The organism is Rubidibacter lacunae KORDI 51-2 (genome assembly GCF_000473895.1).
Lineage (GTDB): Bacteria > Cyanobacteriota > Cyanobacteriia > Cyanobacteriales > Rubidibacteraceae > Rubidibacter > Rubidibacter lacunae.
In genome coordinates this window covers 1-21,959 of record NZ_ASSJ01000006.1, presented here as the reverse complement: position 1 = coordinate 21,959, position 21,959 = coordinate 1, and the positions used below count along the sequence as shown (strand labels likewise).

The 21,959-nt window shown below is 57.4% G+C and carries 19 protein-coding genes and 1 pseudogene; 12 read left to right on the top strand and 8 right to left on the bottom strand.

What is annotated here, in order from left to right:
- The first annotated feature begins 23 nt into the window (after positions 1–23).
- Complete coding sequence (locus KR51_RS01900) at positions 24–1,799, top strand: NAD+ synthase (protein ID WP_022604265.1); 1,776 nt, start codon at positions 24–26, stop codon at positions 1,797–1,799.
- Positions 1,800–1,895: 96 nt separating this feature from the next.
- Complete coding sequence (gene ispF / locus KR51_RS01895) at positions 1,896–2,384, top strand: 2-C-methyl-D-erythritol 2,4-cyclodiphosphate synthase (protein ID WP_022604264.1); 489 nt, start codon at positions 1,896–1,898, stop codon at positions 2,382–2,384.
- Between the two features lie 124 nt (positions 2,385–2,508).
- On the opposite strand, the gene miaE is transcribed toward ispF, so the two are convergent.
- From miaE to KR51_RS19085, 3 genes are all read right to left on the bottom strand, one after another.
- Positions 2,509–3,099 (bottom strand): tRNA-(ms[2]io[6]A)-hydroxylase, encoded by a 591-nt coding sequence (gene miaE / locus KR51_RS01890; protein WP_022604263.1) that lies wholly within the window; start codon positions 3,097–3,099, stop codon positions 2,509–2,511.
- A 236-nt stretch (positions 3,100–3,335) separates the two neighbouring features.
- Positions 3,336–5,906 carry a leucine--tRNA ligase gene (gene leuS / locus KR51_RS01885; RefSeq protein WP_040654799.1) on the bottom strand — a complete coding sequence of 857 codons (2,571 nt, stop codon included), beginning with the start codon at positions 5,904–5,906 and terminating at the stop codon, positions 3,336–3,338.
- Positions 5,907–5,941: 35 nt separating this feature from the next.
- The gene (locus KR51_RS19085) at positions 5,942–6,085 is read right to left on the bottom strand and encodes a hypothetical protein (protein WP_156914917.1); all 144 of its coding nucleotides are present in this window, start codon (positions 6,083–6,085) and stop codon (positions 5,942–5,944) included.
- Between the two features lie 36 nt (positions 6,086–6,121).
- Between KR51_RS19085 and moaB the strand changes: the two genes are divergently transcribed.
- Entirely contained in the window at positions 6,122–6,652 is a 531-nt protein-coding gene (gene moaB, locus KR51_RS01880) for a molybdenum cofactor biosynthesis protein B (RefSeq protein WP_022604261.1), read from the top strand.
- A gap of 57 nt (positions 6,653–6,709) precedes the next feature.
- On the opposite strand, the gene rpaB is transcribed toward moaB, so the two are convergent.
- Positions 6,710–7,444, bottom strand: a complete 735-nt coding sequence (rpaB, locus tag KR51_RS01875; protein WP_022604260.1) for a response regulator transcription factor RpaB — start codon at positions 7,442–7,444, stop codon at positions 6,710–6,712.
- A gap of 587 nt (positions 7,445–8,031) precedes the next feature.
- Here rpaB and KR51_RS17920 point away from each other — a divergent pair.
- A complete protein-coding gene (locus KR51_RS17920; protein WP_022604259.1) occupies positions 8,032–8,313 on the top strand; it encodes a ribbon-helix-helix protein, CopG family in 282 nt (93 codons plus the stop codon).
- A 130-nt stretch (positions 8,314–8,443) separates the two neighbouring features.
- Entirely contained in the window at positions 8,444–9,346 is a 903-nt protein-coding gene (truB, locus tag KR51_RS01865) for a tRNA pseudouridine(55) synthase TruB (protein WP_022604258.1), read from the top strand.
- 445 nt (positions 9,347–9,791) lie between these two features.
- On the opposite strand, the gene KR51_RS01860 is transcribed toward truB, so the two are convergent.
- Complete coding sequence (locus KR51_RS01860) at positions 9,792–10,658, bottom strand: dienelactone hydrolase family protein (RefSeq protein WP_051358024.1); 867 nt, start codon at positions 10,656–10,658, stop codon at positions 9,792–9,794.
- 345 nt (positions 10,659–11,003) lie between these two features.
- Between KR51_RS01860 and KR51_RS20465 the strand changes: the two genes are divergently transcribed.
- Together KR51_RS20465 and KR51_RS18600 are read left to right on the top strand one after the other, a co-directional pair.
- Positions 11,004–11,150 (top strand): hypothetical protein, encoded by a 147-nt coding sequence (locus tag KR51_RS20465; RefSeq protein WP_232214500.1) that lies wholly within the window; start codon positions 11,004–11,006, stop codon positions 11,148–11,150.
- Positions 11,151–11,342: 192 nt separating this feature from the next.
- Positions 11,343–11,609, top strand: coding sequence for a hypothetical protein (locus tag KR51_RS18600; protein ID WP_156914916.1), 267 nt, complete (start codon positions 11,343–11,345; stop codon positions 11,607–11,609).
- A 208-nt stretch (positions 11,610–11,817) separates the two neighbouring features.
- Here KR51_RS18600 and KR51_RS01845 read toward each other — a convergent pair whose 3' ends face one another.
- On the bottom strand, positions 11,818–12,771 hold the full coding sequence (locus tag KR51_RS01845) for a phosphoribulokinase (RefSeq protein WP_022604256.1): 954 nt from the start codon (positions 12,769–12,771) through the stop codon (positions 11,818–11,820).
- A gap of 500 nt (positions 12,772–13,271) precedes the next feature.
- Entirely contained in the window at positions 13,272–14,555 is a 1,284-nt protein-coding gene (ctpC, locus tag KR51_RS01840; RefSeq protein WP_022604252.1) for a carboxyl-terminal processing protease CtpC, read from the bottom strand.
- A gap of 292 nt (positions 14,556–14,847) precedes the next feature.
- Between ctpC and KR51_RS01835 the strand changes: the two genes are divergently transcribed.
- The 4 genes and pseudogenes from KR51_RS01835 to thiD all read left to right on the top strand — a co-directional run bounded on the left by KR51_RS01835 (position 14,848) and on the right by thiD (position 18,963).
- On the top strand, positions 14,848–15,675 hold the full coding sequence (locus tag KR51_RS01835) for a cell division protein FtsQ/DivIB (RefSeq protein ID WP_022604250.1): 828 nt from the start codon (positions 14,848–14,850) through the stop codon (positions 15,673–15,675).
- 461 nt (positions 15,676–16,136) lie between these two features.
- Positions 16,137–16,538 (top strand): hypothetical protein, encoded by a 402-nt coding sequence (locus KR51_RS21405; protein WP_232214499.1) that lies wholly within the window; start codon positions 16,137–16,139, stop codon positions 16,536–16,538.
- A gap of 490 nt (positions 16,539–17,028) precedes the next feature.
- Positions 17,029–18,144, top strand: a pseudogene (ftsZ, locus tag KR51_RS01825) (cell division protein FtsZ); the annotation flags it as partial.
- Between the two features lie 9 nt (positions 18,145–18,153).
- On the top strand, positions 18,154–18,963 hold the full coding sequence (thiD, locus tag KR51_RS01820; protein WP_022604247.1) for a bifunctional hydroxymethylpyrimidine kinase/phosphomethylpyrimidine kinase: 810 nt from the start codon (positions 18,154–18,156) through the stop codon (positions 18,961–18,963).
- 12 nt (positions 18,964–18,975) lie between these two features.
- Here thiD and KR51_RS01815 read toward each other — a convergent pair whose 3' ends face one another.
- Positions 18,976–19,404 carry a hypothetical protein gene (locus tag KR51_RS01815; RefSeq protein WP_022604246.1) on the bottom strand — a complete coding sequence of 143 codons (429 nt, stop codon included), beginning with the start codon at positions 19,402–19,404 and terminating at the stop codon, positions 18,976–18,978.
- A 193-nt stretch (positions 19,405–19,597) separates the two neighbouring features.
- Here KR51_RS01815 and KR51_RS01810 point away from each other — a divergent pair, with 193 nt between their 5' ends.
- On the top strand, positions 19,598–21,697 hold the full coding sequence (locus tag KR51_RS01810) for a cation:proton antiporter (RefSeq protein ID WP_022604244.1): 2,100 nt from the start codon (positions 19,598–19,600) through the stop codon (positions 21,695–21,697).
- The last annotated feature ends 262 nt before the right edge of the window (positions 21,698–21,959 follow it).

Below are 21,959 nucleotides of genomic sequence, written 5' to 3'. Positions count from 1 at the left end.
TCACAGCTTCCTACTCAAGGCTTATGAGAATCGCGATCGCGCAACTGAACCCGACTATCGGCGACCTTGCAGGTAATAGCGAACGGATTCTAGCTGCCGCCGCAGCGGCCGATCGGGAAGGCGCGAACTTGCTCCTGACTCCCGAGCTATCACTCTGCGGCTACCCACCGCGCGATTTACTGCTCGATCCGGGGCTCGCACCGGCGATGGCAGCACAACTGGCAACCCTGGCGCGATCGCTCCCACCCGCGCTCGCCGTTTTAGTCGGCACGGCAACGCCCAATCCCCAGGCGGATAATGCCGGCGAAAAGCCTCTGTTCAATAGCATTGCACTGCTCGGGAACGGTTGCGTACAGCAGATCTTTCACAAACGCTTGCTACCGACGTACGACGTGTTCGACGAACATCGCTACTTTGCTGCCGGACAGCACAGCAACTACTTCGAACTGAGCGACGACGATCGCGGCTCGCTCCGGATTGGCGTGACGGTTTGCGAGGATTTGTGGAACGACGAAGAGTTCTGGGGCAAGCGCAGCTATCGCACCAATCCGATCGCCGAACTAAGCGAACTCGGCGTCGATCTGGTCGTGAATCTATCGGCTTCGCCCTACAGCGTCGGCAAGCAACCGTTACGCGAGTCGATGCTCGCCCACAGCGCGCGTCGGTTTCAACAACCGATCGTTTACGTCAACCAAGTCGGCGGTAATGACGATTTGATCTTCGACGGCGGGAGTTTCGCCTGCGATCGGTCGGGCACGACCGTCCTCCGCGCGCGGGCGTTCGATACCGATTTGTTGACGGTCGATTACGACCGCGCCTGCTGCGATTTAACTCCCGGAACGGTTGCGGCGCTGCCAGACTGTCGCGAAGCCGAGTTCTGGCAAGCATTGGTGTTGGGGACGCGAGATTACGCACGCAAGTGCGGGTTTAACCAAGCCACAATCGGACTCAGCGGCGGCATCGACTCGTCGTTGGTAGCGGCGATCGCGACGGCCGCGCTCGGACCGGAGAACGTGCTCGGCGTCCTGATGCCTTCGCCGTATAGTTCGGAAGGTTCGATTGCCGACGCGCAAGCGCTGGTGGCGAATCTGGGCATCGACTGCACGACACTGCCGATCGCGGACGCCATGGACGCCTACGATCGCGTCCTCGAACCGCTGTTTGCCGGCACCGAGTTTGGCGTTGCGGAAGAGAACATTCAGTCGCGGATTCGCGGCAATCTGCTGATGGCGATCGCGAATAAGTTCAACCGGCTGTTGCTTTCAACGGGCAACAAATCGGAAATGGCTGTCGGGTACTGCACCCTCTACGGCGACATGAATGGCGGTTTGGCGGTTATTGCCGACCTACCGAAAACCCAAGTGTATGCGCTCTGTTGCTGGCTCAATCGCGATCGCGAGCTTATCCCCGCCGAGGTCATTCGCAAGCCGCCGAGTGCCGAACTGCGACCCGGTCAGCTCGACTCCGATTCGCTGCCTTCATATGACGTGTTGGACGACATTCTCCACCGCCTCATTCACCTGCACGAATCGGCCGGGCAAATCGTTGCGGCCGGTTACGATCCAGAGGTCGTGCGCAAAGTCGTGAAGTTGGTCTTGCGCTCCGAATTCAAGCGCCGGCAAGCACCGCCCGGCCTGAAAGTGACCGATCGCGCCTTCGGGACGGGCTGGCGGATGCCAATTGCCAGTCGCCGGACAGCAGCCTTCGCGGAACTCGACACACCCGCGACGACCGGGCCCATTGCTATCGGTAACGCGAGCGATCCGAGCAATCCAACCGAACTGGCGATCGGCACGTAAGTTCGTTCTCCGGTTGGTCCGAGCCGATGCGGCCGGGTCGAAATCCCGGCCGCGGCGGATGTTAGCGTGTAGAGCAGCACTCTTTCCCCAACGGCCATGAACGTCCGCATCGGTAACGGCTACGATATCCACCGCCTCGCAGTCGACCGGCGCTTGGTTCTCGGCGGCGTCGAGATTCCGCACGATCGCGGTTTGCTCGGTCACAGCGATGCCGACTCCCTGACCCACGCCATCATGGATGCTATGCTCGGTGCCCTCGCCCTCGGCGACATCGGTCACTACTTCCCGCCCAGCGATCCCAAATGGGCCGGAGCCGACAGCATCGAATTACTCAAAGAAGTCAATACGCTTGTCGGAGCCCAAGGCTGGCAAGTGGGCAACCTCGATTCCACTGTTGTGGCCGAACGCCCCAAGCTCAAGCCGCACCTCAAAGCCATGCGCGATCGCCTGGCGGCCGCGCTCGATATCGGACCCGATCGCGTCAGCATCAAAGCCACTACCAACGAACGCCTCGGTCCCGTCGGTCTGGAAGAAGGCATTGCCGCCTACGCCGTCGTGTTGCTGGTTGCTACTTCTGTGGAGTAGTCGAGCCAGGCAAGATGGCGACCGATCGCCTTGCGATATCGCTGAATAGCTCCTGGATCGGTCGGGGTCCGACCGGTTGCAAGCGAATTTCAAACACACTTTAACTACGGACTAAAACTGCGGATCAACTGTGGACGCGCGGTTCGGGGTGCAGCGTGTCTAGGATGTCGGCCTCAACTGCAGCCAGTTCGTCCAGGCGGTGCCACAGGGCCAGGCGATCGCACTCGCGATCGGCAAGCAACCAGTAAATGCCGTAGTGACGAGCTTCAGAGGCACGCAAGCTGCGGAAGAAAGCCGCTAGCTCCGGTTCGGGGCAATGGTCGCCGAGCAAACCTAGGCGTTCGTGCGATCGCGCTTCGATCAACGCTGCGACGAGTAGAGAATCCAGCAAGCGCTCGGGTTCGTGGCGGCGAATTTGTCCTGAAAGCCGCGCGCCGTACGGTGCAGCTTTCAAGGGTGCGAGCGGAATCCCCCGGCGGTCCAACCACTGATTGACTTGCTCGAAGTGCGCTAGTTCTTCTTGGGCGATCGCCGTCAGTTGGCGGACAAGCGGCGCGTTGGACGGGTAGCGGAACATCAAATTGACTGCAACCCCCGCTGCCTTGCGCTCGCAATGGGAATGGTCGAGCAGAACGGTGTCGAGGTTGGCCAGCGCCTGTTCCACCCAAGCAGCTTGGGTTGGTGTCTTCAGAAGTTTGATAGTTGTTGCAGACATTTCGAACGGGCGATCGCGTCGGGCAACGCAGGCACTTACTCGTTCACGATAGTACGTTTGCGCTTGGAGAAGGGCAACCCTATGCAACGCGCAAGCGCTAACACTGTCTGGCTTAACGGCGATCGCCGAGTACTTGCCGCGATCGCCTAGCGGCAGCTGAGCCGTACCTCAGTCAGTATCTACGCCTCAGGCTCTGCTAGCAGTTGGGGTCGGATGGTAGTTGGGGTTGGAGCCGCTCAGCCTACAACGAAGTTAACGAGTTTGCCGGGGACGACGATGGTTTTGCGGATCTGCTTGCCTGCGATGTAGCGTTGAGCAGCATCGCAGGCAAGGGCGCGGGCTTCGATGTCGGCCTTGCTCGCACTGGCCGGGACTAAAATCGTGCCGCGTTTCTTGCCCATGATTTGGATGACGATTTCGATTTCGTCGGCAACGAGTGCTTCGGGGTCGTGTTGCGGCCAGGACTGTTCGTGGACCGAGCCAGAGCGACCGAGTTGTTGCCACAATTCGTCGGCAACGTGGGGCGCAAAGGGGGCGAGTAACCGCAACAAAACGTCAATGCCTTCTGCATAGACGGGCGAGGTGGTGCAGTCGGCATCGGATAGCGCATTGCAGAGCTTCATCAGCTCCGCAATCGCCGTGTTGAACTGATATTCGCCGGAGAGATCGTCCGTGACGGCCGCGATCGCCGTATGGACCGCGCGCCGTAACTCTTTCTCGGGCTTGGCAAGCTGACGGCTGTCGGTCGGTGGTTCGAAGGCGCCTTTGCCTGCGGTGGAAGCATGTGCCGTCACCAAGCGCCAGACGCGATTGAGGAAGCGGTGTTGCCCTTCAACGTCGGCATCGTCCCATTCGAGATCTTTTTCTGGCGGCGCTTTGAACAGTACGAACAGCCGCGCCGTATCCGCACCATGAGTCGCGATCACCGCCAGCGGATCGACGCCGTTAAGCTTCGACTTGGACATCTTCTCGTAGAACACCGACAGCGGCTCGCCCGTGTTCGGGTCCTTCGGGTCATTGGGGTCCACTCGCGGGGACGGTATGTACTCGTTGGTTTTCGGGTTGCGATAGGTCAACCCCTGGACCATGCCCTGTGTCAGCAAACGCAGGAAAGGCTCGCCCGCTTTCAACAGAGCGCGATCGCGCAGCACCTTCGTCAGGAAACGCGAGTAGAGCAGGTGCAAAATTGCATGCTCGACACCGCCAACGTATTGATCCACCGGCATCCAGTCGTCGATTTTCTCCGGGTCGAAGATGCGATCGTCGTTATGGGCGTCGACGTAGCGCAGGTAGTACCAAGACGAATCCAAAAAGGTGTCCATCGTGTCGGTTTCGCGACGGGCGGGTTCCCCGCAGGACGGGCACGGTACATCAACCCAATCGGTATTCTTAACCAAGGGCGACGGTCCGCGACCGCTGAATTCCACGTCTTCGGGCAGGGTGACGGGTAAGTCGGCTTCAGGGACGGGGACGCACCCGCAGCTCGGGCAGTGGATAACCGGAATCGGAACGCCCCAGTAGCGCTGGCGCGAGATCAACCAATCCCGCAAGCGATACTGTACGCGCACTTTCCCGCAGCCCTTTTCCGCAGCGTAGTCGACGATCGCGCGTTTAGCCTCAGCTGTGGGCAACCCGTCGAACTGCCCGGAGTTGACGAGTTTGCCCGGTGCAGTGTAGGCGAATTCTAGGGGCTGGATACCTTCGGCGTCGGGCGGTACGACGACGATACAAATCGGTAAGGCGTTCTGCTGCGCGAACTGGAAGTCGCGTTCGTCGTGGGCGGGAACGCCCATAACCGCGCCGGTTCCGTATTCGTAAAGGACGTAGTCGGCAATCCAGATCGGAATCGCTTCACCGGTGAACGGATTGATGGCTTCGCCGCCGGTGGGAATGCCGCGCTTGGGTCTATCTTCAGCCATCCGATCGATCTCGCTTTCCTCGGAGACCTCTTTGATGAATGCCTCTACGGCGGCACGGCGATCGCTCGTCGTCACCTGCAGCGTCAGTGGGTGTTCCGGGGCGAGTACGACGTAGCTGACACCATAGACCGTGTCGGGGCGGGTGGTGAATACGCCAATCGTGTCATCGCGACCGACGATCGGAAACTCCAGGTACGCACCGATGGAGCGGCCGATCCAGTTTGCCTGCATGGTCTTGACGCGATCGGGCCAGCCGGGGAGCTGCTCCAGGTCGTCGAGAAGTTGGTCGGCGTAGTCGGTGATTTTAAGGAACCACTGTCGTAAGTTCTTACGCTCGACCTTCGCGCCGCTGCGCCACGATCGCCCATCGCTATCGACTTGTTCGTTGGCGAGGACGGTTCGATCGATCGGGTCCCAGTTCACGGCGGCTTCTTTCTGGTAAGCCAAGCCTTCCTGGAAAAACTGCAGGAAGATCCACTGTGTCCAGCGATAGTACTCGGGCGAGCAGGTGGCAACTTCGCGCTCCCAATCGAAGGAGATGCCGAGCTGCTGCAATTGCTGCTTCATCTGCGCGATGTTGGCATAAGTCCACTGAGCCGGGTGGACGCCGCGCGCGATCGCGGCATTTTCAGCCGGCAGACCGAAGGCATCCCAGCCCATCGGGTTGAGCACGCGGTAGCCTTGCATGCGCTTGGAGCGGGCGATCGCGTCGACGAACGTGTAAACGCGCACGTGACCCATGTGCAAGTTCCCAGACGGGTAGGGGAACATAGAGAGGGCGTAGAACTTGGGCTTGGCGGTATCTTCGCTGGTACGGTTCAACCCGCGGGCGTCCCACTCCTGCTGCCACTTAGGCTCAATTTCGGCCGGATTGTATCGCGACTCCACCACGGCTGCTCCTCTCGATCTGCGCGTCATCTGCTTCATTTAGTATTGTTCACATTCTGCCCGAAGCAGTTGCCAGCTTGCCCGATTGCCAGCTTGCCCGAGAGCACCAACTCGCACGCAATCGCCACCCCCAAGGCGGCGCGCGTGCCAACGTCGAGGGCAACTGCACTAAGACTCACCCACCCCGAGAATCACCGCATCCCATCGCGAAGCACATGACCGCAACCCCGCCTTCACCATCCCCCGTCTCGGTTCGCATTGCCGTGTTAACGGTATCGGACACGCGCACGGACGCTACCGATAAATCCGGGCGCTTGCTCGTAGAGTTACTGCAGGCTGCCGGTCACCATCTGAGCGCCAAAGCGATCGCCCCTGACGACATCTACCAAATCCGTGCCATTGTCTCGGCCTGGATCGCCGATGAAACCGTGCAGGTCATCCTGACCGCGGGCGGCACGGGCGTCACCGGCCGCGACTGCACCCCCGAGGCGATCGCGCCGCTTCTCGACAAAACTATTCCGGGCTTCGGGGAAGTGTTCCGGTTGTTGTCCTTCCAGGAAATCGGCACCTCAACCGTACAATCGCGCGCGATCGCGGGAGTTGCCAACGGCACCTACGTGTTCTGCTTGCCGGGCTCGTCGGGTGCCTGTCGCACCGGATGGGAAAAGATCGTCAAAGACCAGCTCGACTCCAACCACCGACCCTGTAACTTCGTCGAACTCGCGCCGCGTCTGCGGGAGCGCTAGCGATAGTGTTGACAGCACAGACGCTTAGGGAGCCGGCTGAAAGTGCTGCTTGCACCTTTACGCACGGGCAGGCTCTGGAACCGATGCAATGCGTTGAAACAAATAACCCGTGCCGCGATCGGTGATGATCAGCTCGGGATGCTTGGGGTCTTCTTCAATTTTTCCGCGCAGGCGCGATACGTGAACGTCTACCACGCGCAAATCGCTATGACGCCGTGGCTCGTAGCCCCAGACGGACTGTAAAATCTCCGCTCGCGACAGCGATCGCCCGGAATTAGACACTAGCAGCCGCAGCAAATTGTACTCGCGGCCCGTAAGGCGTACCGGCTGGTCGTCGAGCAATGCACTGCGCTTGTTGGTATCGAGCACCAACCGTCCGACGTGGACCGTGCCGGTGGGAACCGCGCGTGGCACATCCTCGCGCTTGAATCGCCGCAGCACCGTGCGGATGCGGGCTTCAAGTTCTTTGGGGGAAAAAGGCTTGACGAGATAATCGTCTGCCCCAAGCTGCAATCCGCTGATGCGATCGGCAACGTCACCGAGTGCAGTCAGCATGATGATCGGCACGTCCGAAGACTTCCGCAGCTCTTGACAAGTGAAGTACCCATCGCGACGAGGCATCATGACATCCAACACGATCAAGTCCGGCTGCTCGGAAGCAAACACCTCCAAGGCTTCCTCGCCATCGGCAGCTGTCACGACCTCGTAGCCAACCATCGTCAAGCGTGTCTTCAGGATGCGGCGTACGGCAACTTCGTCATCCACCACGAGGATCTTTTTTTTGATATCCACGTTTCCCGCTGCTCCTACTTCTGTCGGTCTGAATCTGGGTCGGACTGAAGCCGAATCGGTTTCAAGCAATCTGTCGTTTCTCAAGAGGTCTTTCAATTTCGGCTAGAGTGCCGTTCTAATCGCTACATTGAATTGCTTCTTTGCTATCAATCGAGCAAAATCTACGCTCGCAACATATCGATACAAACAGACAGCCAGAGGAACTCACGCCCCTAAAAAAACTAGAGCGATCGCAATCAATACCCCCCGATCCAGCATCGAAAACAGTCAAAAAAAAGCCGCAAACCGTATCCACATGCAGCCAAGACACATGGTTGTAAAAATGTTATCAGTATGATAACATACCGCTCTTGCCTCGCGATCCCCGCACCCTCCTCGGTTTTTTGGGGGGTGGCAACCGCACTTCAAATGCAGAAAATGGCGCCTACGACTACGGGTTCGTAATGTTTTTTAATGCAGAAGCGAGCAAGTATTTTTTTATAGTTTAGTTTCAAGTCATTCCCGTTACAAGCTCGATTTGAGTTGTGAGTGACTGATATCATCGACTCTAATCTTTGGAAGCCGCGCTGCTGTCAGCGTTCAGCGGTATGCCCAATCCCTTTCTCGGCGTGCGAATTCCACCCGAACTCGAAGCAGCACTTGCCGCGCGCGCGCGCGCTTCCGGGCAATCGAAATCGGATATTGCGATCGCGGCCTTAGAAACCTACCTAGGGTTGCCGTTGTGTCACGAGCGGCTTACAGGTATCGAACAGCGATTGACAGCACTGGAGACGATGGCACGAGAAGCATGCCGGATGCAGCGCGATCGACACCATCGAGCCGTCGACCGAGAAAATTCGCTGGGGCACAGCCATCATACGGAACAATAGGTCGTCCGCCCTCGAGCTCGATCGCTGGTGGCTTCTTTAGACGCTTGCAGCGCTTGTCGGATACGGACAGGTTTGTTATTGATGGTGGGTGTTTGTTGACATCGGGCGCGTGCGTGCCGGGTTTCTTTAAGTGCTGGGTTTCTTGAATTTGCATAAGCCGGAAGGGCTCACCTCACACGATTGCGTGGCGAAAGTGCGACGTATTTTGCAGGTTAAACGTGTCGGGCATGGAGGCACGCTCGACCCAGCGGCAACGGGCGTGTTGCCGATCGCAGCGGGTCGGGCAACACGACTGCTGCAGTTTTTGCCCGACGCTAAGGTTTACCGCGCGCGCGTAAGGTTTGGCATCCAGACGAACACGGACGACCTTGAGGGCGAAGTCCTCGCGATGCAACCCCTACCGGAATTGAGCTTGCAGCAGGTCCTCCCGCTCCTGGAGCGCTTCAGCGGCGCGATCGAGCAGGTGCCCCCACAGTTCAGTGCCATCCAGTGCGGCGGCAAGCGCCTTTACGAGCTGGCGCGCGCGGGTGAGGTGGCAGACGTGCCGAGCCGGACGGTGGTTGTCAGCCGTATCGACGTGCTTAAATGGCATCCCGGCGACTTCCCGGAACTCGAGCTCGAGATTGCCTGCGGACCGGGCACTTACATTCGCGCGATCGCGCGCGATCTGGGGGCGGCTTTGGGCATTGGCGGCACGCTCGCGCAGTTGGTACGTACTCAAAGCTGCGGACTTTGCTTGCAGGATAGCCTGACACTCGATGAGCTGGCCGCGCGGGTCGAGCGGCAAACACTGGGGCTGCTCGCGCCCGATGCCGCGATCGGGCACTTACCGGCCGTTACCTTCCCCGCGGGAACGTCAAAACGTTGGTGTCAGGGACAGCATATACCCCTAGAGGTCGCGATCTCACCACCCAACATTGCAGCGGAAACACCCGTACGCGTATACAACATGTCCGGTATGTTTCTCGGCGTAGCTATCGTGCAGATACCGGGCGATCGCGCGATCGTCTCGCCCAAAGTGGTACTGGTCTGAATGGAAGCGTAGGGCAAAACGCATACTGGGAATCTCAGCTCCAATTTTCCAATATGCGAGGCTCGACTTGGCTTGTTGATACCAACTCTAGAAGGTGCTGCAACAGATGGCAGATCGGGACCCTTTCCTTCCCGGGATTGTTTACCTTATCTGTCGTAGGCATTGTGCATATTTGCTATGAGAACGGCGAGCTAGTTTCAAGCACTTCATTCAGTTCGCTGAACCCCTGGTACGGTTTTGGCACAAAAAAGGGTACGGGCACCTCGAATAATTGCGGGATTGTGGCGTACAGGCGCCTGTAATAGCCTTGATGCAGTGGCGACCTGCGGTTTTGGGCAAATTCATCGAGATGTCCGTATCCGTTTGCCCAAAGCGAAACCGCGAAGCGCTTGCCTGCGGCAAACCTTGCAGTTATCGGAACCGAACTTGGTCGAACGAGCTGAGTCTACTTTAGATGCTCGGCAAAGAAGGTCGTGGTGCGCTCCCACGCATCTTCAGCAGCCTCGCGTTGGTAGCGCGTGCCCGACGGGTTGGCAAAGGCGTGACCGGCATTCTCGTAAATGACGATCTGGGCGTCTTTGCCGGCTGCCTGCAAGGCTGCTTCAAATTCGCGAACGGTGCTGGGTGGAATGCCCTGGTCGAGTTCGCCGAACAAACCGAGAATCGGCATCTGCAGCGGTACAAGCGCGTCAGCATCGGTCACCAAGCGACCATAATAAATAACCGTTGCATCAACACGGTCCGGAAACATAAGTGCCGTTTGTAAGGACCAAGCGCCGCCGAAACACCAACCGACCGTTCCGACCGTCAGCGAGCCGCTGCCCTCGAGATAAGCGTAAGCCTGCCGCAAGTTGTCGCGAGCGGAGTCTGGGTTATCTTGCACGCTACTACTGAGAGCGCGAGCTCCATCTGGTGTCTCGGCGCTCTCGCCGTTGTAGAGGTCCACCGCCAGCACGGCGTAACCTTCTCCAGCCAAGCGGCTGGCGATCGCGCGGATGTTATCGTTCAACCCCCACCACTCGTGGATGGCAATAATCCCAGGCAGTGGTCCGGTAACCGCTTCAGGACGGGCAAGGAAGCCAGAAACTGATTTACCGTTAACGGTGGCATATTGGACGGTTTCGGTGCGGACGGGGACCGCCGGGGGGACCTGGGCGATTGCGGTGGCAATGGGGCGATCGTCGGCATGGACATAAGCCATGGAGAGAGCTGTCGAGCCTTTGCTATCAAAGTTGCTGGAAAACAGAACAAGGCACCAGGCGATCGCAAAGCAAAACGGCAGGATGGTTCTCCGGATAAATCTCGGTTTCATGGGCTGAGTGGGGAGGTCTGATGAAACGGACAATATAGCGGGGTTTGAATAGGCGGGGAACATTGCAAGCCCCAAAATATAGGGCTCTGTCTTTTCTGCGATCGCTCATTTCACCGAGCAGGGCTTTAGTGCTGGCGGCATTTATGTGGGGTTCTATCCACTATCCCTATCTTCAGCAACCTGCGCTTTCGATAACGGGTAGAACCAGGCAGTAATGATGGATTTGCTAGGGTGTCCCGAAAATCATCCCTTTCTCTCCATGCCTTAGTATCCTACCTGTCAAGCTCAAAACACGGTCAAGAAGGGTCGTATTCACTCGGGCAAACAACGCTTTCTCTGCGAGCATTGTGGCTACCAGTTGTCGAGAACCCAACTTACAATATCATTGATGCCGATACCCGCTCACTCGTCGATCGCCTGCTACTGGAGCGAATTTCCACGCCTGGCATTGCCCACGCCGTGAAGGTTACCGAGCAATGGCCTCAGGATTAGATCGATGTTAAAGCGGCTCTGACCGAGCGCGCAGCCCGAGTCAAGTCCAAACAAAAGGGCTCTGAAAGAGCAATGTGACGATTCGTCGTCGTTTGTTGACCGCAAAGCCAACAAGTCGTGGGTCTGGCTGGCGCTTGATGTCCAAACCCGAGAAATTACTAGCTGCCCGCGTGGGTTTGCGAGGTGGCGAGCGTGCTGAAGCCCTCTGAGCGCATCCACCCCGGTCTATCGACAGTTGCCGTCTTCTCCACCGATGGCTGTGAAGCCGATCGGGGCATACTGCATTTAAATTTAAAACGCCTCCAGGTTGTCACCAAGGAGAAAGGCAAGACCAACGACATTGAGCGTCTCAACTGTACCCTGCGTCGCAGCAGCTTGCGGTTTATGCGGCGAAGTTTCGCTTTTCAAAAGTATCTGTTCGGTCGCATTGGCGTGTTATGGAATTTCAATTACCAGTGAACCTCGAAAAATTGCCGGATTGTGGCGTACCGGCGGCTGAAATGCCCATATGCCGTAACGACCTTCGGTTCTTAAGCGAATTCATCGAAGTACCCTCCACCACGACGCATCATTACCTTTTTTGTGTACTGCCACAAACTCGATGGCGATCGGTAGTTTCGGGGCACATCTTGAAGGGTGGTTTGAGATCGGAGTGTGACTGCAAGCGCTACTGAAAAAGCGATGACGCTTTCAGCATGTGGTAGGTAATCAGCAGCTGCGTCAGAGCGAGCGGATAGCTTTGCAAGGTTTCCCCCGTCGTCCCGACCACTTGCCCGATGTCGACTTCACTACTATCGATACTGCAAACGCTAGCTAAATCTGGAACCTCCGAGCACAAGGTGTGCTCCATACGCAACACCTCTTCCCGGGTCGCATCGCCGTCGATCTCCAACACATCCACAGGCTTGCCCATGTCGCGGTCTAAGCCCAGTCGCATAGAGGAGTCCGGGGCGGCATGGCTGCTGCTCTCGATGTCGAAGAGGCTCACAAGGTCGGGGTGCTGGATCGTCGGGCGCAATACTAAACGGACGTTCAGGTGACCGCCGGTTTCTTCCGAACGCGCTTGCGGTGGATAGAACGAGACGACCAAATCCGCCCACTGACGCTGCGGGCGAATAAACTGCTCGGAGTCGGGCTCGCGCTTATCCAAGGCAGCGACGACTTGATCTTCTGTGTATCCGCGCTTGCGCATGTCGCGCTTGATCTTCCACTTGCGACGCAGCTCTTCCGGCGGTGCGAGGTATACCTTCACGTCGTAAGCATCGCGAGCCCCGCGCGTAGAGTAACCGAGTAAACCCTCGACGATCACGAATTGGCAGGGCTTAATGTACTCGGGCGGGTCGAAATCCCCGGTGTTGTGGTTGTAAATCGGCTTGAGAATTGGCTGCCCCGTGCGCAACTGGGTCAGGTGCTGCTGCATGATGTCGAGGTAGTTGCAACCGGGATCGAGGGCGGTGATCCCTAATTCTGCCCGCTGCTTGCGGTTGTATCGATGGTAGTCGTCCGTGCAAATGACCGTGACGCGATCTTCACCAAGAATCTGTGCAATCCCGCGGGTGAGTGTGGTCTTGCCAGCTGCGCTGTCGCCGACAATGCCGAGGATGATTCGACGCTGAACCATGATGTAGTTGCTCCTGGATGCACGCTTGAGCCCCTATCGTCGCTCTACCCGCGCGAATTGTCATCATTGTAAAGTGTTGAGGCGCGCCGACATTTTGTCGCAGGCGTGCCGCATCGCCGCAACGAGCGAAGCAGCAACATCAAGCTGTTTCAAGCGATGAATGGGTAAATCAACAGCCACTCAGACTAGGACAGCATGCGAAGAGCGCGATCCTTTGCCTCCCGTAACGTCCCAAACTCCTGCCAGCATTTCCATAAGTGACTATTAACTACAACCAAGAACGCTCGATTTTGTTCGCGTCCGGCGATTCGGGCGGCTGATACCACACCTGACATCCGGCCTCCCTCACTAATTCCTCGACCCGACCTACTAGGCACGATCCTCACGATCGAACCCGATCGCGAGTCCGCCCTAAAGCTTGCCGGAAGCGATCGCCCGTCATATGTGAATAATTTGCGCGGCGGAAAGCAAGACATAGAAATCGCCTCGGCGTCAATGCTTTACGCATCACCGGGAGCGCTATCCGCACTGGCAATGGTCTCGAGCAGAATGTCCAGTGCTTCAACGAACTGAGGGTCTTTCAGAGTACCAATTTGCGAGCGGTCCTGCTGCAGGGCTTCGCGCTGGCTATCTTCGAGCTCGACGATCGAATCTGGTTCGATGCCCTCTTCGTTAATGTCGCGACCGGAAGGCGTGAGGTACTTGGCGATCGTTACGGTCAAGCCCGAGCCGTCGCCAAGGCTGCGCACCGACTGCACCAGACCTTTCCCAAAGGTTTGAGTGCCAACCAACGAAGCGCGATCGTTATCCTGTAGTGCACCTGAAAGGATCTCGCTGGCACTGGCCGAGCCGCCATCGATCAGAATGACCAATGGCGCGTCGGTTAACGAGCGGTAATTTGCTCGCTGGCGATCGACCTCACCTCGGCGATCGACCGTCGAGACGATCGTGCCCTCTTCAAGCCACATGCGCGCGATCTCGATGCTGGAGTAGAGCAAGCCACCGGGGTTAGAGCGCAAATCGAGCACGTAACCCGCAACATCTTGCTTTTCGAAGTCTTGGATCGCCTCGCGCATTTCATCGACGGCATTGGCACTGAATTGCGTCAGGCGAATGTACCCGATGTTGCCACTTTCCGTCGGCTCGATCCGGGCGCGGACGGGGTGAATCTCGATGCGGGCGCGCTCGATTTCAAACTCTAGCTCGCGCGTGCCACGGCGGATAACAATCCCGACCGATGTTCCTGGTTTTCCGCGAATCAGGCTGACAGCATCGTTGATTTCCATGCCTTCAGTGCTTTGACCGTCGATCTCCACGATCGTGTCTTTAGCCAGCAATCCAGCCTCAAATGCCGGGGTATCCTCAATTGGAGCGACAACCGTGATGTCCCCTGTTTCTTCATCAAGAGCAATCTGAATACCTATTCCTAGTAGCTCTCCTGAGGTGTCAATTTGCAGGGTTTCAAATTCCTCGGGCTTAAGAAAACGCGTATAAGGATCCTCGAGCTTATCCAGCATTTCTTGGATAGCATCGTAGGCATCTTCTTTACTGTCGTAAGACATATCTAAATATTCGTTACGCACCGCGCGCCAGTCGACCTGATTAAAGGTGGCATCAAGGTACTGTCGGTTGATAATTTGCCACACTTCATCGACCAATTCTTTAGGACTTTCGCTAAAGAAGGCTTGGCTTTGGGAAAGCTGCAACCCGGCACCAGTGATCGCTACGGTCGTCAGCATTGCTGCAGTTGCGCCGAGAACTAATCCGCGTTTAGGGAGCACCATAAGTTCGGGAAGTGTAACAAAAAAGTTTTGAGGGAGGCGTTCGACAGGCACGGAACGTTTATGCCACCAACGTTAGCACAGACAAACTGGAAATCGCGCGTCCGCAAGCACCGCAGGCGCTTGCGACGGTGAAGGTTCTAGCCAATACTGCTGGTTCTCGAGCAAAACCTGGAGTTTGCTTTTCTCAATCGTCTTTTGTATCTTCGGTTTTGTTTAGGCTTAGTTGACGCTGGCGGCAACTGTCGCACCGTGAGATCGGTCACATAAATTGAACTCGCGCACCCCTCGGTCTATGAACGTTTATGTTTCTTTACCAGCAGTTCGCGATCGCCGGCAGCAGCGTCGGCGACAGCGACAGCAGCTCGTGCTCCAAAATTTTTGGCGATTGGCACTAGGCTGTGGGCTTGTCTGGGGGCTGTGCTGGGGGCTAACGCTCCCGCGCTGGCGCTTCGACCGGGTCGAGGTTGTCGTGGAGGGCAACCGCAGGTTGACTGCCGATACCATTCGCGAACGCCTTGCTGCTGCTGCCGAACAGTCGCTGTGGCAGGTCGAGCCGCAAAATCTCGAGCGGGCTCTCGCCACCACCGCTCCCGTTGCCGAAGCCACAGTGGAACGCCGGTTGCTCCCCCCCCGCGTGACCGTGACCGTCCGCGAGCGCCCACCTGTTGCCATGACGCAACCCGTCTCTCCCGAGCAAGCTGATACCACTCAAACACCAGCTGCCGTTCCGGGATTTCTGGATGCAACGGGCATTTGGATGCCCCAAAGCAGTTATACCGATCCCGACCGCGAGCGCGACGCGATGGCCTTGAGCGCGATCGGCTACGGCGAACACTACCGTCAAGAGTGGAAAAAGCTATACCACCAACTTCAGGAATCCCCGATTGCCGTTCGCTCGATCGACTGGCGCGACCCAAGCAATTTGATCGTTCATACCGAACTAGGCATCGCTCATTGTGGACCCTACGGCCGCCGCTTCCCTGCCCAACTAATTGCCCTCTCCCGGCTGCGAAATTTGCCCGAGCGCGTCGATGTCTCCCAAATTTCATACATCGACCTGCGCGATCCGGACACTCCAGCAATTGCCTTTGAACCCACAGCAGCTGAGGCGACCGAGTAGCCCTTTGCGGCTCGACACGGTTGAATCTCAAGGTTTTCTTAAGGATTCTTAATATCCTGCCGGAAGGGAGAATCCGGACATTTGTTGTGGTGGTATTCGCGATACACGGTTAGGTGGTACTAAAAAGGTAATGATGTGTGGCAGCAGTGAGTGACATTTCACAACAAGTGAATGTGATTTAACGGGCACGTCGTAAAGGCTTAACTCCATCGCACAAACCTTGAGAGCGACTGATGCAAGGGTTCAGTTGTCGCGTTCGATGTCGCTGTTCTTTCCACTCTGCTTGGTAGCAATCGATGGCATTTCGAGGGCAGTACGCCTCGGTCGGCCTCCCAGTCCTCGGTGTATAAGTCGGCACACTGTGGAGAGACTGGGGGGCAATGAATCCAGGAGTGCTTCAATGCTCTAGCGACCTCGCGAACAGGCGTAGTCGGCGATGATGTCTGGGGTTTGGACATCGAGTGACTGCTAGCCCCGCCGGTTTGTTGCCTTTGCCGTCAACAAACTACCGCGGTTCATTACATTGGCTTTTCTGGGCGCTTTTGTTTGGGCTGGACTTCTGCCATGTGCTTGGTCTGAGCCGCTTTGACATTAACGTAATCCTGAAGCCATTGCTCGGAAACCTGCACGGCGCGGGCAATTCCAGCTCTGGGAATGCGCTCCAGCAGCAGGCGATCGATGAGTGCGCGGGTATCGGCATCAATGATCTTATGGGTTGGGTTCTCGACAAACTGGTAGCCACACTGCTTACAGAGAAAGCGTTGTTTGCCTGTGTGAATACGACCATTCTTGACCGTGTGTTGAGCTTGGCAGGAAGGACATTGAGGCATTTAGAGGAAAGGATGATTTTAATTCTATCCTAGCAAATTCATCATTACTGCCTGGGTTCTGCCCACAGTCTTCTCATGATTGAGTGCCCGAACCAGTTCCTCAGCCGCTATAATTCGGAATCTAGATCGATATTACATATTATGGTTCTGACAGTTATCATGAATTGACTGCATTTAGCCCGTCGGAAAACTTGGTGCTGTTTGCGCTCGTTCCCAGCGGGATAGCAAACGTTCTGACTCGACTGGTTCGAGGTTCGGTCCGGCAAGTACTAGGTTATGACTCCGACGTTTCCATTCCTCGGGGGAGTTCCGAATATATTGCACCGCCTAGAAAATACTCCTTCCTCAAACCATGAATACTGATGACAGCAAATCCGGGCGAATTGAGACGTGCCTGAATCAGATCGGGTATAGTGCAGAATCGGTTTCCGATCTCGACGCTCAGTCGGATAGCCTATTCTCGGGAATGGGTGGACTTGTAAGTGTCGGGGACCGGGTTACACAATTGCACGGAAGCAATGGGAGCAGCGCGATCGTGCCGGGAAACATGGCTAGAATCAAGGTGATCGGCGTCGGGGGCGGGGGATGTAACGCCGTCAACCGCATGGTTGCCAGTCAAGTTGGAGGCATTGAATATTGGACGATAAATACCGACGCGCAGGCGTTGAGTAACACCCTTGCAACGAATAGATTGCAGGTTGGGCAGAAGCTTACACGCGGATTGGGAGCGGGTGGCAATCCGTCTATCGGCCACAAGGCTGCAGAGGAGTCGCGTGATGAGATTGCAGCAGCCCTCCAGGATACCGACTTGGCGTTTATTACAGCAGGAATGGGTGGGGGGACCGGTACGGGCGGTGCGTCCGTGGTAGCCGAAATTGCCAAAGAATTGGGCTGCCTGACGGTTGGCGTGGTAACGCGCCCGTTTTCATTCGAGGGCCGGCGTCGCGCCCGGCAAGCTGAAGACGGCGTTCGCGAGTTACAGACGCGAGTCGATACCCTCATCGCCATCCCGAACGACAAGCTGTTAGTCGTAGCCTCGGAGCCCACTCCGTTGCAGGAGGCTTTCCGACTGGCAGATGACGTACTGCGTCAGGGCGTTCAAGGTATTTCTGACATTATCACGATTCCGGGTTTGATCAATGTCGATTTTGCTGACGTGCGCTCGATAATGGCTGATGCCGGGTCGGCGTTGATGGGCATCGGTATCGGTTCCGGGAAGTCGCGTGCTGTGGATGCTGCTCAAGCAGCAATTGCATCCCCCTTGCTGGAGTCGTCGATCTCGGGAGCTCAAGGTGTTGTATTCAACATCACAGGCGGCAGTGACTTGACTTTGCACGAAGTCAATGCGGCGGCAGAAATTGTCTACGATGCAGTCGATCCGGAGGCGAATATCATCTTCGGCGCGGTGCTCGACGACAAACTGCAGGGAGAGGTTCGGATCACGGCGATCGCGACGGGGTTTGCCGGTGCTGCAGGAGACGGTGATGCTGCTCGGCAGACCGCACGATCAACCTCCGAAACGCAAAGGTCTCAGTCAGCTGCCGCGCCAACTCCTAGACCAAGCGTTCGGGACGCTCCGTCAAAAGGGGAATTGGACATTCCAGATTTCTTGCGCCGGCGTCGGCCCGGCCGGCAATAGGAAGCACGAGTGGTTGAAGTAGCTCTCACAATCGCAGGATCCGACAGTGGCGGTGGTGCGGGCATTCAAGCAGACCTGCGAACATTCGCATTCCACTGCGTTCACGGAACGAGTGTGTTGACTTGCACGACCGCGCAAAATACTCTGGGCGTCACGCGGGTGGACGCGCTCCCACCTGCAGCAGTAGCAGCGCAGGTTGTGGCAATTGTCGAAGATATTGGCGTGCAAGCAGCGAAAACCGGCATGTTGCTGAATCGCGACATCATCGCAACCGTTGTTACCCAGGTGGAGCAATGGGCGATCGCACCGCTGGTGGTCGATCCGGTCATGGTTTCACGGGCGGGCCATCAGCTGCTGGCCGATGATGCGATCGCCTGTCTGCGCGATCTCCTTGTGCCGCTGGCCGCGGTGGTGACGCCCAATCGGTACGAAGCACAATTGCTGTGTGGTATGGAGTTGAAAACCCTGGGTGACATGCAGCAAGCGGCCAAGCTCATCCACGCTTTCGGTCCGCGGGCGGTGCTGGTCAAAGGCGGAGGTATGCCTGGCGCGCTCCGGGGCACCGACGTATGGTTCGATGGCGATCGCTTTGAGGTCTTGCAAGCTCCAGTCGTACCGACGCGCAACAACCACGGTACTGGCTGTACGCTGTCGGCTGCGATCGCGGCCAACTTCGCGCGCGGTTATGAGCCCCTGACAGCAGTCCGGGCGGCAAAATCTTATGTTACGACAGCCCTAAAACACGCCCTCGACATCGGCAGGGGTAACGGTCCGGTCGGGCATTTCTTTCCGCTACTGCCAAATGCAGGGGCCGGGTAAGCGAGAGCTGTTTCAAGAAGCGTCGTCGCGGATGGGCCCGTTGTAGAGCATGTCCGTTTCGCCCGAGGGCAAATCCACGCGCACGACACTCTCAAAAACGTACTTAATTGCCCCGTCTTGGCGCGGGCGGTAACCGCGGAACGTAAAGGTAACCGCTTGGCGATCGTCGCCGACAAGGAAGGACGCTGTTAGGGGATCGCCGTGCATGACGGGTTCGGCGCGGTAATTGCTTAAGCCCCCATTGAATCGCTCTGCAGCTTGCCGCGCAAGGTTTTTCGCCCGGTTGAGTTCGATGCTGTGGATGCCAATTGCGTTGCTATCAAGCTTGCGGCTCTGAGCGACTTGCTGCGCGTCGGGAACAGCGTTTGCCTCTGCCAACGCAGAGGTCGCCACCAGTCCTGCGATCGTCAAGAAGAGCCCGATTAGACTGCTTGTCTGCATGACCTTAACTGTTGCGCGACTTAACCGTAACGCGTCTGCGATGAGTGTAAGGGTATGGCTACCTTGAAGGTTCCGACATCACCAGGAGCGAATTTGTGCCGCAATCGCTCCGAACGCGGCAATTACAACAACTGGATGTCGTTGCTACTGTACGCTGGAAGCCGACCCTAGACATAACCTGGCGCGGACGCCCATGACTCTCGACCGACTGCTCAGTGCCGTTCCGGACAGTCCGCTGATTGCCTTCACGATCCTGCTGCTGGTCAGCTTGACCATTCCGCCTTTGTTCGAGCGCCTGCGCCTTCCGGGGTTGGTCGGGTTATTGGTTGCAGGGGTCATCTTAGGTCCTGGCGGATTGCGCCTGCTCGACCCCCAAGCCGAGACGATCGCGCTGTTATCGGACATTGGAAAGATCTATCTGATGTTCGTGGCGGGTTTGGAAATCGACTTATCAGAGTTTCGCAAAAAGAAGTGGCGCTCCTTCGGGTTCGGCTTGACCACATTTTTGGTCCCGATGTTGGTTGGCATTGCCGTCGGGCGCGGCTTTGGGTTTGGGTGGACTGCGTCAGTGCTCATCGGCTCGTTGATAGCTTCCCACACGCTACTGGCTTATCCGATCGTCACGCGTTTGGGTGTCACGCGGAATGAAGCCATTACGGTAACGATCGGAGCAACCATTTTTACCGATATCGCCGCATTACTAGTATTGGCGATTTGCGTAACCGTTCATGCCGGCGAGTTTTCCGCCGTGAGCCTAAGCGGTCAGCTAAGCGGTCTAGCCCTCTACGTGATTGCCGTCCTATTTGGCATCGATTGGGCGGGAAAGGAGTTTTTTCGGCGAACGGGCGACGAGCAGGGCAATCAGTTTTTGTTTGTTTTGCTAGCGGTATTCCTGTCAGCAGTCGGCGCGCAGTTACTGGACGTGGACAAGATCGTCGGCGCGTTCCTTGCCGGTTTGGCGGTGAATGACGTCGTCGATCGCAGTCCGGTCGAGGAAAAAATCGAGTTTGTAGGCAGTACGCTATTCATCCCGTTCTTTTTCGTTGGTATGGGTTTGTTGCTTGATGTCGATGTGTTTATCGAGACGCTAGACTCTGCTCTCTGGCTGACGCTGGCGATTGTTGGCGGTGTCTTTGGAGCCAAGCTGGTGGCAGCGGCGATCGCGAAGCTGCTCTATCGCTACAGCTGGGTGGAAACGCTAACAATGTGGTCGCTATCGCTCCCTCAGGTGGCGGCAACACTCGCAGCCGCGCTCGCAGGACTGCAGGCAGGATTGATCGACTCGCAGGTGTTTAACGCGATCCTCGTACTGATGTTGGTCACGTCCCTGGTCGGACCGCTGCTGACCGAACGTTTCGCCAGACAGCTACCGTTAGTTGACCCCGAAGATGAGATTGATACTGACGATTCCATCCCCTGGTGGGAGCGGGTAGAGCGGGAACTCAATCGCAGCGACGAGCAGCTGGCAACCCCTACGTTCTCCGTGGTCGTCCCGGTCAGCAATCCACTGACGGAGCGGTATTTGATCGAAATGGCATCGCTCCTCGCCCGCCACGAAAGCGGGCGGGTCGTTGCCCTCACGATCGCGCAAGCCCACGTGCATATGGACGAACCGCAGTTAAATGACACCCTCATCCGCGGCGATCGCCTCTTGGCAAGGGCGGAGGATTTGGGACAGGAGTTCGGAGTCGAGGTTACATCGGTGTTGCGTATTGACGACGACATTGCTGAGGGCATCAGCCGTGCGGCGCGCGAACAACAGGCTAGCTTGGTCGTAATGGGATGGAGCGACACGGCTGTCGGGCTGCGGGCGCGGTTGTTCGGCAATCTGATCGATAACGTGTTTTGGGCGTCGCATTGTCCGGTGGCAGTTACGCGCTTGCTAGACGAGCCAGTTCGCCTGCAGCGGATTCTGGTACCGATCAAAAACTTCACGGTGCAAGCACGGCTCGTAGTGCGGTTCGCACAGTTATTTGCCGATACACATCAGTCCTCAGTGACCTTCCTCCACGTGGCCGATCGACGCATGCTGCCGGCGCAAATGGCTGGCTTCGAGCGCGATCTCAAAGGCTTGTTGGCCGCAGGCGGACCGCAGGTTGCAGCGGAAATCGTGACGCTCGCCCACGACAACATTGCCGAGGCAATCATTGCGGCGGCGCGGTCGTTCGACTTGGTAATTTTGCGCTCTCTGAGACGGCGGACGGCAGGGGGTTTGGCCGTCAGCGACGTCACCGCGCGCTTGCTCGAGGAGCTGACCTGTTCGCTGGTTCTCTTTGGCGAGTCCCACTCGTGAAGCCGGAGCACTCGCACTCGGCAAGCAGCTGGGCGATCGGACGTCACGGGATATTATCTCGGTCAGGCAGGGTCGGATGGGTAAAAAATTGGACGGTGGTACCAATCCACCACCTGCCGTTCCCGCTCTGCTTCGATCGCGTTCGCACTCAAGTGGTCTTCACGCAACAGCGAGTCGACCAGATTGTGGCAACAAAAGAGGCAATCGCGCGCGCCCATGCAACGCTGCAGGTTGAGAGATCGATACGCGATCTATGTCCAAA